This is a genomic window from Bradyrhizobium zhanjiangense, from assembly GCF_004114935.1.
GTDB classification, from domain to species: Bacteria; Pseudomonadota; Alphaproteobacteria; order Rhizobiales; family Xanthobacteraceae; genus Bradyrhizobium; species Bradyrhizobium zhanjiangense.
Genome location: NZ_CP022221.1, coordinates 4,247,588 through 4,263,432 on the forward strand (window position 1 = coordinate 4,247,588; position 15,845 = coordinate 4,263,432).

Genomic DNA, 15,845 nt, shown 5'->3' on the forward strand with positions numbered 1-15,845 from the left:
TATTCGGCGGCCAGAGGCATGTTCCCCCGGGGGCGCAATACGTCGTATATTGGACCTCCAATAGCCCGGTCCCCCAAACACCAATGTCCGCCGAATTGACGCCGACCCCTGAGAAAAAGCGAACTTTTTCGCTCTCCATCGGCCAGCTCACCTTCGGCAGCTTCCTGTTGGTGCTGGCGGTGATCATCGTCACCTCGACCGCGAGCGTGATCGCGATCCGGCATATCGACACCACCTTCGCCGAGCTGCAACGGCTCCAGAGCGTCGGGGACCTCGCCGAGGACATCGACCGCCGCATGAACGAATTGCGCCTTGCCGCGCGCGACTTCGTCACCGATCCCGGCGCCGGCATCCAGTTCCAGCAGGTGGGCGAGGCGGCTTCCGCCTTAAGTGACATCCTGAAGAAGACCCGCATCGAGCTCGCGCCCGAGCAGCAGGACATGATCGACGGGGTCACCGAGCGGCTGGCGACCTACCGGACCGGCCTGGAACGGATCTCGACCCTGATCGACCGGCGCGCCCAGCTGCTCGCCGGCCTGCCGCCGCTGCGCGACCGGTTCGACGCGGCCGTCGCCGGCACTGCGGACCGCGAGCTGGCCTCCCGCCTGTCTGAGGCGCAGAGCCGCATCGCGCTCGGACTGCTGGCGCGCAACCCGTCCGCGGCCGAGCAGGCCGCGGAGGGAATGCGGGCGATGGACATCGCCGATGGCAAGCTGAGGTCGGCCGTCAACGATTACGCCGAGGCGATCATGGCGGTCGCCGTCCGCGAGCGGCAGATCGCCGACATCGACCGCGAGGTGCTGGGCACCGAGGGCCGGCTGATTGGCCGCGTCACCGAATTGCTGCGCGAGGTCAGCGCGCGGCGCGGCCACGTGCTGTCGCGCGATTTTGCCCGCACGCTGACCGAGGCGCGGTGGCAGAGCATCGTGCTCGGTACGGTCGGCGTGCTGATCGGCATCGGCGCCGCGCTGTTCGTGGTGCGCAGGACCGTCCGTCCGCTCGCCCAGATCGCGCGCTCCATTCGCGCGCTTGCGGCGGGCCAGAAAGACACGTCGATCCCGTCCGCCGACGTCGACAACGAGATCGGTGACATCGCACGGGCGGCCGAGGTGTTCCGCCGCGCGCTCGAGGAGGCCGACACCGCGCGCGAAGCGGCGGTGCGCGCGCTTACCGAGCAGCGCCTCGCCGAGGAGAGCTATCGCAAATTGTTCGAGGGATCGGTCGATGGCATCTACGTGACGACACCGGCCGGCGACCTCCTCAACGCCAATCCGGCGCTGGCGCGGATGATGGGCTATGACAGCCCGCAGCACCTCATCGACAGCATCAACGACATCGCCCATACGATCTACGTCCACCCCGAGGCGCGTGCCGAATATCAGCGGCTGATGGCGCGCGACGGCATGGTGCGCGAGTTCGAATATCAGGTACGCCAGCGCAGCGGCAACATCCTGTGGCTCTCCGACAGCGCCACCGGCGTGCGGGACGAGCAGGGCAACATCGTCCGCTATGAGGGCACGCTGCGCGATATCACCGACCAGAAGCGGGCGGAAGACGCCATCGCCGAAGGCCGGCGCCTGCTCCAGCAGGTCATCGACACCGTGCCTGCGGTGATCAATGTCAAGGACCGCGACCTGCGCTACGTGCTGATGAACCGCTACATGGCCGGCATCTTCGGCATCGAGCCGGGCGACGCACTCGGTCGCACCACGGCCGACCTGATGTCGCGCTACGGCGCGGCCAAGTCCGACGAGAGCGACAAGCGCGTGCTCAAGTTCCGCAAGGGACTCGGCTTCTATGAGGAGGAGTACAAGGACGCCTCCGGCAACATGCGGCAATGGCTGGTCAACAAGCTGCCGCTGCTCGACGCCGAAGGCGAGATCGAGCGCATCGTCACCGTCGCGCTCGACATCGGCGAGCGCAAGCGCGGCGAGCAGGAGATGCGCAAAGCCAAGGAAGCCGCCGAGACCGCGCTGCGCAATCTGCGCGAGACTCAGGCCTCGCTGATCGAGGCGGAGAAGCTCGCCGCGCTCGGGCGTCTGGTCGCCGGCGTCGCGCACGAGGTCAACAATCCGGTCGGCATCAGCCTCACTGTCGCCTCCGCGCTGGAGCGCAAGACCGCGATGTTCACGGCTGAGGTCGAGCGCGGCGAACTCCGCCGCTCCACGCTCAACGACTTCCTCAACACCAGCCGCGATGCTTCCTCGCAGCTGGTCTCCAACCTCAACCGCGCCGCCGAGCTGATCCAGTCGTTCAAGCAGGTCGCGGCCGACCGCAACTATTCGGACCAGCGCAGCTTCGACCTCGGCGACCTCACCGAGCAGGTGGTGATGAGCCTGCGACCCGGCCTGCGCAAGCACAATCTGACGCTCAACGTCGAGTGTCAGCCGGACCTCACCATGAACAGCTATCCCGGCCCTTACGGCCAGGTGCTGACCAACCTGTTTCTCAATTCGGTGGCGCACGCTTTCCCGGACGGCCGGCCGGGGACCATCGACATCCAGGTGCGCGAGTCCGGCAAGGACAATGTCGAGATCATCTTCTCCGACAATGGCTGCGGCATGTCGCTCGACGTCCGCCGCCGCGCCTTCGATCCGTTCTTCACGACGCGACGCGACCAGGGCGGCACCGGCCTCGGCCTGCACATCGTCTACAGCATCGTCACCAACCGGCTCGGCGGCCGGCTCGATCTCGATTCCGAGCCGGGCGGCGGCACGCGCATCCAGATGATCCTGCCGCGCATAGCGCCGCTCGAACAGGCGGCGGAATGACCAGGTGGCGGACTCATTAGCGCGGCGCTTCGGCGATCGTTACCCGCGAACGAGAGCCGCGCCCAGGATGAGACACCCTGCGCCCAAAATGCGTGTCAACGTGATCGGATGGTGCGGCAGGCTGAACATCCCGATGTGGTCGAACGCCAACGAACCGAGCAACTGACCCACGACGATCAATGTCAATACCGTCGCCACGCCGAGGCGCGGCACCATGAGGATGCCGGTCGCGATGAAGATCGCGCCGAAGATTCCCCCGGTCCATGCGATCAAAGGAGCTCGTCCGGCCAGGGCGGCAGCGGGTATCGGCTCGCGCACGGCGACCAGAACCAGCAGCAACGCGATTGTTCCGCCAAGATAACTCACGAACGCCGCCCACCGCGCGGATTGGATGGCGTTGCCAAGACTGGCGTTCAGCACCTGCTGAAAGGCGAGGCTCAGGCCTGCGGACAGGACCACGAAAGGTGCCAAGAGGTTCATGCGCGGCTCGCAGTGGCATGGAGAGGTGGAGCCAGCTTAGCGCCCGAGGCCAATTCACGTCTGGAACGAAATCGACCGTCTCAATCCGCGAACGCTGAACGGTAGGCGGCAGGCGTTGCGCCGTAAGCGCGTCGAAACAGGCGACCCAGGTGGCTCTGGTCGGAGAACGAGCCGGCATAAGCCACGTCGGCGACGGTGTCGCCGCGCTTCAAACGCGAGCGTGCCCACGCCAGTCGCAGCGCAAGACGATAGGCGGCGGGGGTCATTCCAACCTCTCGCTTGAACAGCCGAATGAAGCCATCTGTCGATCGACCCTGCCGTGCCGCGATCGTGCGGATGGCGAGATCGTCGCACGAAACCAGCTCCGTCAGCGCGGCACATCGGGCCGGCCGCGTGAGACGTCTCGGGCACGAGCCGATCGCGTCGAGCATCTCGTCCGGCAAGGTTGCCCGCGAGTTGCGGATACAGAGCGGCCCAGAGATCCCTTTCACCGCCGCATGATCGCTCGATAGATAGAGATGGCTGACGATCGAGCCGGCGCCGCCGTGCGAGGCGTGCGGTACGTCCGCCGGGATGACGACGATATCGCCCGCGATGGCGCGGAACTCTCCGACCGTGGTCACGTACATGCGCCATCCTTCGCTGACGGCGGCAACCTGGACATCCGGATGTACGTGACAGGCGAGCGCGACTGACTGAGCCGCCGCGAGGTGGCCGAGCTCGATCGCCGCGTCACGTGCCCATGGGCGATATGTCCACGATCCAGGCATCCCTACTGCATACGATCTATTGCTTAGGATGTCAGGGGCTTGCTGCGGACTAGTTTGGGCCGTGCGTCGTGACTTATGGCGGCACGCCCTAATCGACGTCGGCGAGCCTGTGCAGCGTCGCGCCGAAGATCTGGCTGGCCTTGCCGACCAGCGCCGTACCAGTCATCTCCCCGCGCGTCTCCGTGAAGGTGCCGCTGACGCCGATGCCGACCGGGGCGGGGCCGCCGAACAGCGGATTGTCGTCGCCGCGCGGCGAGGTGTGGCGCTGCACCAGGACCTCGCCTTTGAAGGTGTTGTTGCCCTTCACCGTGTAGCTGCCGGTGTAATAAAGGTAGGCGTCGCCGCCAAGAATCTTGCCGTCGCGGAAGAGAATGACGCCACTGCCCTTGCCGACTCGACCGTCGAGCAGGGTTACGTGAATCGAATAGAGGCCGTTCTTCATAACGTCCCGCAGGTCGGCCGCCATCGCCCAATGGCGTAACCGGTAGAGCATTTATGCCAAAGCGCGTCCGCCGGCGCAACGCGTCACTTTTGCCGGTTGGCGGGAGCTGCCGTCGCGAGCCGTAGTTGTCCCGGCTTGTGCGTGACGCCGTCATGACGGTCTGATGATGAGGCGAGGCCAAACGTTGCGAATCGGAGTTGGCCCGCGAAATGCATAACCATTGTTGCACTGGCCGCGGAGTGCTGGAGCAAGACGAACGTGAGCAACTGGATCGATTCCGGCGGCGATGAGCCGCGTCTGTACGGTGCGCGTCCCACGAATTGCAAAAGCGAACGACGGCGGATCGGCAGCGCGACACGCTGGCTAAGCGTGACAAGGCTGGCGTGCGCCTTGGGCCTGATTGCGCTCGCGGCTCCCTTCGGGCACGCGCGTGACCGTGGCCAGTTCGTCAACACCAATGCGGATTTGAAGGCCTGGTTCGACGGTCTGCGTAGCGGCAAGGGGCCGTGCTGCTCCGACGCCGACGGCTCGGCGCTCTCGGACTCCGACTGGGACAGCAAGGACGGGCACTATCGTGTCCGCGTCCCGCGCTATGGCTCCGCCATCGACGGCCAGCCGCAGGAACTCGTCTGGGTGGACGTGCCGGAGGAAGCCGTGATCTCGGAGCCGAACCGGGTCGGACGGACCATGGTCTGGCCGATCTACGGCTACATGGGCGTCACCATCCGCTGCTTTATGCCCGGTAGCATGACGTAGGCCCACCGGGGCAGCGCTTCGCCCCGGAGGGCCGATGCCTGATGCCGTTCGGGCCGCGTCAGGTATACTTCTTGTCGCGCTCGAGCAGCTCGATGGAGATGCCTTCGGGGCCGCGGATGAAACAGATGCGTACGCCGGGCCTGATCGTCGTCGGCTCGCGCGTAAAGGTGACGCCCTTGGCCTTGATCTCGGCGGCGACGGCGTCGATGTCTTTTACCGTCAGACCAAAATGATCGAGGCCCTGATGCGGATGCGGGGGCGGTGGGCTTACGGCGGCGTCGCCCTCGAGCGGCGCGATGAAGACCCTGGCGCCGCCAAGGTTCACGTCGATCCGTCCCGGCGCGCGCACGATCTCGCCACCGAGGATGTCCCGCAGCCAGGCCGCCGTAGCCTCCGGATCAGGGCTGCGCAGATGGACGTGATCCCAAGTGACGACTGGCATTTCATTCTCTCCCAACGCGGTCTTTCGATGTTGCGCCGCATGTTTAACGGCCCCAGCCGGCGATCGCCACCGTCTTTGCTGATTCGCACCGGGCCGGGAACCTTAGTTCGTGTTCCCGATTAAGTGAAACGGTGGCTTAGTCCGTCGTAGGACGTGCTTCAGCCGCTGTCGGTGATGAAAACCATGAACGTTAGGCTTGACCGGTTCGGGTTGGGGCGTTGCGCCGGGACTGGCGAGCGATTGGCGCGGGCCGTGACGGTTGCGAGCGTCTCGTTTGGCCGAAGCCTGCTGTGGCTGCTGGCAGCGATCATTGTCGGCTGCGGAATCTGGATGCTACTGCCTCTCTCCAAAGGCAATAGCGCGGAACCGGTGACCACCGGCCTGGCAGCCGTCGAGACGGCTCCTTCAGGCGATGCAGCAGCTGCGGGCTCGCCGTCTTCCGCAGCTCAGGCGCCGGCAATGGCAGAACTTGGTCGTCTCAGGATTTCATCGCAGACCTGGCGCCGCGGCGGCCTCGGCTCGAAGGCGCTGGTGACGTTCACGCTGCGAAACGACAATGACTATGCCGTAAAGGACGTCGAGATCGTCTGCGTGTTCGCGCGGCGCGACGGCAGTCATCTCACTGATCGCAGTCGTGTGCTGGCGGACGCTGTCAGCATGAAGAGCCGCAAGACCTATGCGCATATTCCCGTCGGCTTCGTCAATGTGAATGCCGACCAGGCGAAGTGTTCGCTGGTTGCAGCACGCCGCGCCTAAAGGGCGGCATTTTTCCGGATAGCGCAAAAGTTACCATCCGCAGGTCTTGGCCAAAATACTTGGCGTTGCCATTTGAACCAAAGGGGCAGGGCCAGGAACCAACTAGAGAATCGCCTGTTAAGGCGAAGAGCCCACGCGGGGATGCGGGGGGCGGAGCGCGGCCAATGCCCATCTTTCGGTATTTCATCTTTGTCGGTGGAGCTTTGCTCACACTGTTGTTTGCGGCGGATTTCATGCTGCCGGCAGCACCCGTGGCGCAAGCTGTTGCGACCGCGAGCAACGACCAGCCGCTGATCCGAATCCGGTCCGATCGCCATTTGCCTGAACGTGTCGTGCTCGACACCAGCCAGCCGACCATCGCCGCGCCTGCGATGAAGACCGCCGTCGTTGCGCCTCAGCCGCCAGTGCAGGCTGGCATGTCGCCCGCATTGGCCGAGATGTCGGCCAAGGTGCGGGTCCGCGAGACGTTCGCCCAGTTCACGCCGGGCCCGAAGGCCGATACCGCCGCCGCAGCCCGGAAGACCGAGGCCCAGGTTCAGGCTGCCGCGGCTTCTCCGGCCCAGGCTCAGCCCAAGCGCAAAGTCGTCAGGACGCATCGGGCGCCGCAACAGGCACAGCCGATGATGATGGCCCAGCAGCCGCATTTCGGCCTCTTCAACACGACCTGGTGAGGGCGCCTTCGACTCGTCTCGAACGGAGGCGGGTGGGGCTTTTTATTGGTCGGCCTCTCTGCTAATGCGAACCCATCCGAACGCCGTCCGCTGCGCGGGCTCGCCAGCAGTGGACAAGCGCGTCTCGGTTGCGGCCCAATGCTGGGCCAGGGCGCTCGTAGCTCAGCTGGATAGAGCATCGGATTTCGATTCCGAGGGTCGGAGGTTCGAATCCTTCCGAGCGCGCCACGCCTGTCCTTCGTTCTAGATCTGTTCTGTATCAGCACTGATGCCGGTCACCATCGCGTGGGCCTGCGGCGTCAGCCTGCCGACACTCGGATTTGCCGGCCACGGGCCAGCGTGTCCGAGGGCGCCTCGTGGAAGGTCGCGCGGTATGCTGCGGCGAACTCACCGAGATGATGGAAACCCTGGGCGCGCGCGCATGTAGCGACGGTGGCGCCGCCGCCTTTGAGCAGGCGAGCGCGGGTCGCCCACAGTCTTTTGAGGCGAATGTACTGGTGCAGGCTCATGCCACGCACCTTGCTGACCGCGCCGCCGAGCGTCCGGATCGAGACGCCAAACTCGCTGGCGAGATCAGCCGTATAGATCGGAGCGGTCGGATAGGCTGCGACGTAATCGTCGATCTGCTGAACGAGTTTGATCGACCGCTCGCTGCGAACGGAGGTGCTCCGATCTGACAGGGGATCGATCCGAAACAGATCATCGAGCGCGAGCAGCAAGCCTTCCTGGAGATGGGCGGCGACCTCGGTGGTCTCGAACAGGCGCGGCTGCACCGATGCGGTTCGCAGAATGTCGAGCAGGAGCTGACGTGCGTGGAGCAGGGCCGGCCGGTTCGCGACATAGGCCCGCAAATCGTCGGCACGATCGAACCAGCCCCGGTCTCGCAAGATAGGCGAGAGGATGATCATCGCGTGATGATTGGTCTGGGGTTCGACGTAGTGGCATTCATCATTACCGCGCAGTGCAACGAAGAAGCGGGCGTCGAGATCCACACCCCTGAAATTGGCCTGAAGGTCGTCGGTCATCGCCAGGATCACCATCCCGCCCGGCATCCGATAGGCGGTGTCGAGGATGCGCGCGAACGACCTCATCACGACGATGCGGCATGCCGGCAGGGAGACAACGGCGCGGGCCGCCGCGAAGTTCGCAACGTCGAGCGGAATGCTCCTCGCGTCCTCCATCGACTCGATCGGCCGAAACGCATCGACGTCGGCAAAGCCGATCAGTTGGAGCGCGGAGGACGGGACGAGGGCGTCGAACAACATGCGTCTGGGCGGCTGCTGCAATGTGACACGCAAATGGATGTCGGTGCATCGCCATCAATGGCGAAACATCATGCTTCAGTAAATCGGATTTCGTGCCGTAGTATTGCGGACCTCATGCCATGAGGCACGGCAGATCAATGTCACCGTCAATCTTCTCTGCTGATCGGTTGGCCGGAGGCGAGGTCGATGAAATGCAGGCGCGTGCACGCGGGACAGGCAAAGGATGCAAAGCTCCGACCCTCCTGTCTTTGCCCCTTCTCCAAATGCGTCTGCACATTCATGCCCGTCTGGGGGCATCGGAAAACGATCAAATCGGCCATCTCCGTACAATGACGAAGTGACGGATTTCATCTTTGATCTAGATCAGTTTTGGAATTGCTCCAGGCTAGCCGCGCAGGTGGTCGGGGCAAGCGGTCTACGGTCTCGCAAAAGCGAAGGGGCCCCAAGGGCCCCTTCGATATCACCAGCGGCGATAGCCGTAGCCATAATAGCGTGGGCCGTAGTAGCGCGGCGCATAATACCGGGGGCCGTAGTACGGCCGCGGTCCGTAATACCCATAATAGTTCGGACGCCACCAGCAGCGTCCCCAGGCGTTGCAGACCATGCGGACCTGCTCGACGTCGGAGACTTCTGGCGTTGCAGGTGCGGGCGCGATGGGCATGGCGGACGCCGCCGGCGATGCCGCGAGGGCACCGAACAGGGATGCGGCGACGAGGCCAATCTTGAGCTTCATGATGTCTTCCTCCGCTGACGCGATGCAGGATATCGATGATGTTCTGATCAAATTGTGGCGGAACCGAAATGTAATACTGATGAACAAATCTTCAGCGAGCCCGCCGCAGGCGTGACCTTAATGCGCCAGACTATTCCAGGTTCGAGCGTCTGACCAATGTTGCGCTGGCGCCGGCAGGTGCCGCACGACATGCCGCCATCCTTGATCCTGCGCAATTCGTCGGCGCGGCTTCATCCCTAGTCTTGCCGCACGGCCAGCCCTTCGAGGAATTCGAAGGGCAGGCCCATGGGTTGCTTGGAGCTGTGCAATGGACAAGATGAGACTGGACAAGGGTGACTGGCTGGTCGTGTGCGACGGGCGCAAGGCGCTCATTCTGGAAAATCTCGGCGACGAGATGTTTCCGAACCTTCACACCAGGGAAGTGCATGAGCAGCCCAACCCATCGACCGGCGCGCTAGGGACCGATGCGCCGGCCCGATTGCATGGGGCGGCCGGCGGGGCGCGCAGCTCCGTCGAACAAACCAATTGGCACGATGAGGCTGAGCGCGCCTTCCTGCGGAGCTTGGCCGGCCGTCTCGATGCCGCCGTCAGTGCGGGAGAGACCTCGGCACTGACTATGGTGGCCTCACCGCGTGCGCTGGGCATGATCCGCGCCGACTATTCCGACGTGGTGCGCAAGGCGCTTCAGTGCGAGGTCGGTAAAGACCTCGTCAAGCTGCCGGTCTACGAGATCGAGAAGCAATTGCTCCGGTCGGGCGCCGCGAGATAGGGGCGCCCGCGGGGAAGGACGTGCGGCGCCTCAGTAGCAGGGGTGCCGGCGGCCGTCCTGGCCGATATAGGCGGCCGCGCCCCGGTAGCAGTGGTTGGTCGACGGGCCGTCGTAATAGGCGAAGGTCCCGGGGGTGATGCCGGGCCCGTAATTGTGCAGATAGCTGATCGGATAGGGCAGCGGGTTGGCGTAGGAGCGGTGATACCGGTGATGTCCCCGCGCCTCCGCGAGGCCAGGGGCTAGGATTGCAGCCGACAGGGCAGCAACTGCGGCTACAAGCTTCAACTTGCTCATCTCGATTCTCCGGAACCCGCGAATAGGTCGGCCATTTATAGCAATTTCGGGTGGCCAGGACATCGGCCCGGAGACGCGGAATCAGGCCCAAACCCGCAGATTTCCGGGTGGGTGTGACAGAATTGCCGGACATGCGGTCGAAAGCTGCCCATTTTTGGCCTTTTCGGGATGCTTAACGAATTCCCCACACAAGTATGACCAAAGAGTATTCGGCTAAGAATCCTGCTGCCGGCCCTTGGGGGGCTCCTTCGAGGTCGGTCCATTCCTGAAGGCTTTCGCCGTCACGTCGCCATGCGCATCCCGCTTTTGAGCCTGCTGTCGCTCTGCCTCGCCGCCGCTACGCCGGCGCGCGCCGAGTTGCACATCACCCGCGACCACGGCGGCTATGTCGAGGAGTACAAGGCCAAGTACAAGCGCGTGCGTGAGAAGGGCGAGCGCGTCATCATCGACGGCATCTGCAATTCGGCCTGCACGCTCGTGCTCGGCATCGTGCCGATGAACAAGATCTGTGTGACTCCGCGCGCCAGCCTCGGCTTCCACCAGGCTTACTACGACAAGGCCTTCACCTTCGGCATCAAGGTCACCAGCGCCGAGGGCACCTCCGATCTGATGTCCTACTATCCCGACAAGGTGAAAGACTGGATCCGCCGCAATGGCGGGCTCACCACCGACATGAAGAAGATCAAGAACGGGGTCGAGCTCTGGAAAATCATCGATCCCTGTCCGGAAGAATGGTGAGCGGTTAAACCGCGGCTTCCGCTGCCCGTCGCAGCGCAGCATCGCTCGTCCGGAAATTCGTATTGCCGCATAGGGCCCCATCGGGCAATGAGGCGGCAATGAACCACAATCCGGAAGCCCTGACCGCCCGCGCGGCGCCGATCCTGTTCGTCCTGCTCTGGAGCACCGGATTCATCGGCACGAAATACGTCGTCAACAATGCCGATCCCTTGACCTATCTCGCCATCCGCATGGCGATCGTGGTCGGCCTGATGGCGATCATCGCAGGCATCGCGCGGCCGAAATGGCCTGATGGCACCGGCATTGCGCACAGCGCGGTCGCCGGCATTCTGGTCCACGGTTTCTATCTCGGCGGCACCGCGATCGCGATCGCGCATTCGATTCCGGCCGGCCTGTCCGCGCTGATTCCGGGCCTGCAGCCGATCCTGACCTCGACCATCGCCAATCGCTGGCTCGGCGAAAAAGTGACGCCGCTGCAATGGGCCGGTCTCGTGCTCGGCCTCGGCGGGGTCGTGCTGATCCTGCACAACCGCCCGATGACCGGCGAAGCCGGGCTCGGCTGGCTCGCCTCGGTGGTCTCGCTGATCAGCATCACGCTCGGCACGCTCTATCAGCGCCGCTACTGCAATCACATCGACTGGCGCGCCGGCAATCTCGTGCAATACGTGTCCGTCACGATTTTCTTCGCGATCGGAGCTTTCCTGTTCGAAGACCGCGTGGTGCACTGGACGCGGGAATTCGTGCTTGCGCTCGCCTGGCTGGCCGTGGCGCTCTCGATCGGATCGATCGGGCTGTTGTACTGGCTGATCCGCCACGCCGCGACAACCTCGGTCGCGAGCCTGTTCTACCTGGTGCCGGCCGTGACGGCGCTGATGGCCTATCTGCTGTTCGGAGAAAAGCTGGACGCAATTGCCATTGCCGGCATGGCGCTCTGCGCCACAGCGGTCTTTGTGGTCAATCGACGCTCTTAGCGATATCCAGCGCGCACAGCCCTGACGTGTGTTGACTGTTTTCGTGCTAGGGTGGGGCATTCAACCTATTTCTTTTTCAGCGCGGTGATGTCCATGAAGAAGGCGAGGCGTGCATATGGGGTCGCTTGAGGCGCCGTTCTCGATGACCGAGGGCGGCTACGTGATCAAGAAGGTCAACGGCAGACGGGTGATCAAGCAGTTCGGCTCACCAGAAAAACGGCGGCGCTTCAACGCCGAGGACCGGCGCGGCCATCGCAGTGAATTCCGCGATCCCAAGGGCAAGCATCATCCTGGCCGGCGCGCAGCCAAACGGCGAGGGTAGGCTGGCGCTGGAGCTGTCTCCGGGCGCGCCCGCGCCCGGAGATCTGCTCTGAGTGCGATCAGCGCTTGGCCTTCTTGGCCTTCTTCGACTTGGCGGCTTTCTTGGAGGCCCTTTTCGCAGACGTCTTGGCGGCCTTTTTCGCGGCTTTCTTGGACGATTTCTTTGCGGCCTTCTTCGTGGTCTTCTTCGCAGCCTTCTTGGCAGTCTTCTTCGGCGCTACTTTCTTCGTAACCTTCTTGGCGGCTTTCTTCACCTGCTTGACGGCGGTGACCGCGGCGTCCTTGGTCGCTTCCACGGCGGTGGTGATCGTGCCCATCGCCTGCTCTGTGATCGGCTTATCGTCGTCCATGTCGTCCCCCATTGTTTGAACGAAGCGATGACGATAGCGGGTTTCAAAATTGTGTCAAAGCAACGCTCGACCTTTGCGGATCTTTGCGTAGGCGAGCGAGCGCTCGCATCCCTTGGCATGATCGACGATCAGCTGCGGGCATGATGCCCGCGCTCGCAAGCTCGATCGGCGTTGCCTGCCACGGCGGGTGGATCAGCTTCGCCGGCCGGTCCTTCAGCTCCGGCACCCAGCGCTAGGCTTTCGATGGCATCGCTTGCGATCTTCGGTGGAGGACGCAGCATCCTTCGATGCGGGCAGGGGGCGCCAGGCGCCAGCACGGGCGGCTGGTCAGCGGTGTCCTCGTTTACGATTTGGAAAGCATGCCGCGGGCCGCGGTGCGAACGGTCGTTAATGGGGCCGTAAGCCGATTGCACGAATATGCAGGAATTACGGGGGTCATTTCATCCATGTCCAACCTTCTCTCGGCGAAGTTCCTGCCGCAGTTCAAGCTCGGCACCAAGGCCGTCCTGTGCGCGGTACTGCTGATCGCCATGAATACAGCGCTCGTGGTCGGCGCCGGCTATTGGTCGCTGACATCCGCCTTCAATGATCGAGCGCTCCGCGACATCGAGGTCAATCTGCGCACGCTGGCTTTGGCCTTTGCCGAGACCGTTCCAGACGTCAAGATCACGATCCGGGATGGCGCCGTCCAGCGCGCCGAGATTCCCAAGATGCCCGACCTCAGGGATCACGCCATCGTCGATCGCGCGGTGTCCTATGTCGGCGGCAATGCGACCCTGTTCGTGTTCGACGAGGCGAGCGGGCAATTCGTGCGACGCTCGACCAATGTGAAGAAGGAAAATGGCGACCGCGCCGTCGGCACCCAGCTTGCCGCCGATCATCCGGGGCAGGCGCCGCTGCGTCGTGGCGAGGCCTATAAGGGGCCGGCCACGCTGTTCGGTAAGACGTTCATGACCGCCTATTTCCCGATTCTGGACGCGACCGGCAAGGTCGCCGGCATCCTCTATGTCGGCATCCCGATGGCCCAGTTCGAGAGCATGCTGTCCCAGGCGATCGAGAGCATGGCCGCCGCCGCTGGGCTCGCTGCGCTCCTAGTGCTGATCCTCACCTTGGTGATCGTCCGCCGGGTCACGAAACCGCTCACCTCGGTCACGCATTCGCTCACGGCGCTTGCCAATGGCCAGAGCGACGTCGCGATCGAGTGCGAGGACCGCGCCGACGAGATCGGCGAGATCGCCCGCACGGTCGCGGTGTTCAAGAGCAATTCGCAGGAGCGGGCGCGCCTGCGCAGCGAACAGGCGGCGGCAACGACTGCCGCGGCCGAGCAGCGCAAGGCGGAACTGCGCAACTTCGTCGAGGAGTTCCGCGGCAGTGTCGGCGGTATCCTCGACAAGGTGCTGACGTCATCGGGCGAGTTCGAGCGCGTGGCTCGGCAGCTCACCGATGTCGCGCGCTCCACCGCCGATCTGTCGGCGCGGTCCGCCGGAGCCTCCGAAAGCGCCTCCGAGCACGTGCGTTCGGCGGCCTCGGCCTCCGACGAACTGTCTCAATCGATCTCCGAGATTACCCGCCGGGTGCAGGAATCCAACGAGATCTCCGCCGAGGCGGTGCGGCAGGCCGAGGCGACCGATCAGCGCATCGCGCAGCTCTCGGAAGCCGGCGCGCGCATCGGCGACGTCGTCAAGCTGATCACCTCGATCGCCGAGCAGACCAACCTGTTGGCGCTGAATGCCACCATCGAGGCCGCGCGCGCGGGCGATGCCGGCCGCGGCTTCGCGGTGGTGGCCCAGGAGGTCAAGACGCTCGCCGGCCAGACCGCGAAAGCGACCGACGAGATCTCGAACCAGATCGAGAGCATGCAGCTCGCGACCGAGGAATCGGTCGCTGCCATCAAGGCGATCAGCCAGACCATCGAGCGCATCAGCGGCATCGCCGGCTCGATCTCGGCTGCGGTCGAGCAGCAGAAAAGCGCGACCCACAACATCGTGGCCAGCGTTCGCGCGGCGGTGTCGGGCACGGCCGATGTCGCCGTCAATGTCCGTCACGCCGCCAAGGGCGCGGGCGAGACGGGCGAGACCTCGAGCCGGATGTTTGCCTTCGCCCAGGCGTTGTCGGGCGAGAGCCTGCATCTCAAGGCCGAGGTCGAGAGCTTCCTCGACCGCGTCCACGCGGCGTAAAGTCAGAACTCACGGCGTCATTCCGGGGCGGTGCGTCAGCACCGAACCCGGAATCTCGAGATCCCGGGTCTGGTCCTTCGGACCATCCCGGGATGACTTGTTGCGGTTGCTATCCGCAACCGCAAAAAGTCACTTCGGCTGCGGCACGATCCGGATATAGGGCTTCGGCTCCTTCCAGCCCTGCGGCCAGATCGTCTTCGCCTCGTCATTGGAGACCGAGCCGGCGATGATGACGTCCTCGCCCTGCTTCCAGTCGGCCGGCGTCGCGACGCGATGCTTGGCGGTGAGCTGCAGCGAGTCGATCGCGCGCAGGATCTCCTGGAAGTTGCGGCCGGTGGTCATCGGATAGACCATCGCCAACTTGATCTTCTTGTCCGGCCCGATGACGAAGACGTTGCGGACGGTCTGGTTGTCGGCCGGCGTGCGGGTGAGGGGATCGCCCGAGGTCGAGGCCGGCAGCATCTCGTAGAGCTTGGAGACGTTGAAATCGGTGTCGCCGATCATCGGGTAGTTCGGTGCGGCGCCTTGCGTCTCCTTGATGTCCTCCGACCATTTGGAATGGCGGTCGACCGGGTCGACCGAGAGGCCCATCAGCTTGACGCCGCGCTTGTCGAACTCCGGTTTCAACTTGGCGAGAGCGCCGAGCTCGGTCGTACAAACCGGCGTGAAGTCCTTCGGGTGCGAGAATAGCAGGGCCCAGCTGTTGCCGATCCAGTCGTGGAACTTGATCTTCCCTTCGGTGGTCTCGGCTTCGAAGTCGGGTGCGGTGGCGCCGATCGGAAGTGTCATGGTTCTACCTCATCTCGTTGAATTTACTTTAGAATTCAGCTTTTGCCGTCGTCGTCAGTATAGGATGCCGGAGAGGCCAAGTGAACCGGCTCAAGTAAAATGTGAATTCCTTCTTTGAAGAGCCGATTTCCTAGCACCTTTCTGTTACAGCGGCGCCTGCGGCGAAGTATCTCCACCCGGGGTCACACGGTCGCGATTGCCCCGATAATGCCTTTTATGACTTTCATCACGCTCGCCCGGCGCTTCCTAGAACCAGAATGGTCCTAACAGCGACCAATTGGCAACCATCTAGAAAAGTCGCGATCCCCGTATCGAATCGTTAACCACCCCTTTACGTCGGCATGAAAATG

General features: G+C 63.9%; 17 protein-coding genes, 1 tRNA gene and 2 pseudogenes. 10 read left to right on the forward strand and 10 right to left on the reverse strand.

The features are described from left to right. Positions 1–83: 83 nt before the first annotated feature. Positions 84–2,771 (forward strand): PAS domain S-box protein, encoded by a 2,688-nt coding sequence (locus XH85_RS20155; protein ID WP_091889788.1) that lies wholly within the window; start codon positions 84–86, stop codon positions 2,769–2,771. 39 nt (positions 2,772–2,810) lie between these two features. On the opposite strand, the gene XH85_RS20160 is transcribed toward XH85_RS20155, so the two are convergent. From XH85_RS20160 to XH85_RS20170, 3 genes are all read right to left on the reverse strand, one after another. Next, positions 2,811–3,251 (reverse strand): DMT family transporter, encoded by a 441-nt coding sequence (locus XH85_RS20160; RefSeq protein ID WP_128933175.1) that lies wholly within the window; start codon positions 3,249–3,251, stop codon positions 2,811–2,813. A gap of 80 nt (positions 3,252–3,331) precedes the next feature. Further along, positions 3,332–3,880, reverse strand: a complete 549-nt coding sequence (locus tag XH85_RS20165) for an AraC family transcriptional regulator (RefSeq protein ID WP_164940550.1) — start codon at positions 3,878–3,880, stop codon at positions 3,332–3,334. 229 nt (positions 3,881–4,109) lie between these two features. Continuing rightward, a complete protein-coding gene (locus tag XH85_RS20170; protein ID WP_164934954.1) occupies positions 4,110–4,463 on the reverse strand; it encodes a GrlR family regulatory protein in 354 nt (117 codons plus the stop codon). A gap of 258 nt (positions 4,464–4,721) precedes the next feature. Between XH85_RS20170 and XH85_RS20175 the strand changes: the two genes are divergently transcribed. Continuing rightward, positions 4,722–5,219 carry a hypothetical protein gene (locus XH85_RS20175; protein ID WP_128933178.1) on the forward strand — a complete coding sequence of 166 codons (498 nt, stop codon included), beginning with the start codon at positions 4,722–4,724 and terminating at the stop codon, positions 5,217–5,219. A 58-nt stretch (positions 5,220–5,277) separates the two neighbouring features. On the opposite strand, the gene XH85_RS20180 is transcribed toward XH85_RS20175, so the two are convergent. Then, positions 5,278–5,661: a VOC family protein gene (locus XH85_RS20180; RefSeq protein WP_128933180.1), complete on the reverse strand. Its 384-nt coding sequence runs from the start codon at positions 5,659–5,661 to the stop codon at positions 5,278–5,280. A 183-nt stretch (positions 5,662–5,844) separates the two neighbouring features. On the opposite strand from XH85_RS20180, the gene XH85_RS20185 reads away from it, so the two are divergent. From XH85_RS20185 to XH85_RS20195, 3 genes are all read left to right on the forward strand, one after another. After that, positions 5,845–6,417: a hypothetical protein gene (locus XH85_RS20185; RefSeq protein WP_128933182.1), complete on the forward strand. Its 573-nt coding sequence runs from the start codon at positions 5,845–5,847 to the stop codon at positions 6,415–6,417. 164 nt (positions 6,418–6,581) lie between these two features. Then, positions 6,582–7,088, forward strand: a complete 507-nt coding sequence (locus XH85_RS20190) for a hypothetical protein (RefSeq protein ID WP_128933183.1) — start codon at positions 6,582–6,584, stop codon at positions 7,086–7,088. Between the two features lie 151 nt (positions 7,089–7,239). Then, positions 7,240–7,316 (forward strand) — tRNA-Arg (locus XH85_RS20195). A 71-nt stretch (positions 7,317–7,387) separates the two neighbouring features. Here the strand turns inward: XH85_RS20195 and XH85_RS20200 are convergent. Together XH85_RS20200 and XH85_RS20210 are read right to left on the reverse strand one after the other, a co-directional pair. Beyond that, entirely contained in the window at positions 7,388–8,353 is a 966-nt protein-coding gene (locus XH85_RS20200; protein WP_164940794.1) for an AraC family transcriptional regulator, read from the reverse strand. Positions 8,354–8,813: 460 nt separating this feature from the next. Further along, positions 8,814–9,086: a hypothetical protein gene (locus XH85_RS20210; protein ID WP_128933186.1), complete on the reverse strand. Its 273-nt coding sequence runs from the start codon at positions 9,084–9,086 to the stop codon at positions 8,814–8,816. 307 nt (positions 9,087–9,393) lie between these two features. Here XH85_RS20210 and XH85_RS20215 point away from each other — a divergent pair, with 307 nt between their 5' ends. Then, complete coding sequence (locus tag XH85_RS20215) at positions 9,394–9,855, forward strand: host attachment protein (RefSeq protein WP_128933187.1); 462 nt, start codon at positions 9,394–9,396, stop codon at positions 9,853–9,855. 30 nt (positions 9,856–9,885) lie between these two features. On the opposite strand, the gene XH85_RS20220 is transcribed toward XH85_RS20215, so the two are convergent. Next, positions 9,886–10,149, reverse strand: a complete 264-nt coding sequence (locus tag XH85_RS20220) for a hypothetical protein (RefSeq protein ID WP_128933188.1) — start codon at positions 10,147–10,149, stop codon at positions 9,886–9,888. Between the two features lie 291 nt (positions 10,150–10,440). On the opposite strand from XH85_RS20220, the gene XH85_RS20225 reads away from it, so the two are divergent. From XH85_RS20225 to XH85_RS20235, 3 genes and pseudogenes are all read left to right on the forward strand, one after another. Beyond that, positions 10,441–10,887 (forward strand): hypothetical protein, encoded by a 447-nt coding sequence (locus XH85_RS20225; protein ID WP_091889766.1) that lies wholly within the window; start codon positions 10,441–10,443, stop codon positions 10,885–10,887. 98 nt (positions 10,888–10,985) lie between these two features. Next, positions 10,986–11,858, forward strand: a complete 873-nt coding sequence (locus tag XH85_RS20230) for a DMT family transporter (protein WP_128933189.1) — start codon at positions 10,986–10,988, stop codon at positions 11,856–11,858. A 112-nt stretch (positions 11,859–11,970) separates the two neighbouring features. After that, positions 11,971–12,180 (forward strand): annotated as a pseudogene (locus XH85_RS20235) (hypothetical protein); the annotation flags it as partial. A 58-nt stretch (positions 12,181–12,238) separates the two neighbouring features. Here XH85_RS20235 and XH85_RS20240 read toward each other — a convergent pair. Next, the gene (locus tag XH85_RS20240) at positions 12,239–12,529 is read right to left on the reverse strand and encodes a histone (RefSeq protein ID WP_164940552.1); all 291 of its coding nucleotides are present in this window, start codon (positions 12,527–12,529) and stop codon (positions 12,239–12,241) included. A 54-nt stretch (positions 12,530–12,583) separates the two neighbouring features. Then, a pseudogene (locus XH85_RS46755) lies at positions 12,584–12,761 on the reverse strand (FAD-binding domain-containing protein); the annotation flags it as partial. A gap of 214 nt (positions 12,762–12,975) precedes the next feature. Between XH85_RS46755 and XH85_RS20250 the strand changes: the two are divergent. After that, the gene (locus XH85_RS20250; protein ID WP_128933191.1) at positions 12,976–14,706 is read left to right on the forward strand and encodes a methyl-accepting chemotaxis protein; all 1,731 of its coding nucleotides are present in this window, start codon (positions 12,976–12,978) and stop codon (positions 14,704–14,706) included. A gap of 129 nt (positions 14,707–14,835) precedes the next feature. On the opposite strand, the gene XH85_RS20255 is transcribed toward XH85_RS20250, so the two are convergent. After that, positions 14,836–15,495: a peroxiredoxin gene (locus XH85_RS20255; protein ID WP_128933193.1), complete on the reverse strand. Its 660-nt coding sequence runs from the start codon at positions 15,493–15,495 to the stop codon at positions 14,836–14,838. Positions 15,496–15,845 lie beyond the last annotated feature (350 nt).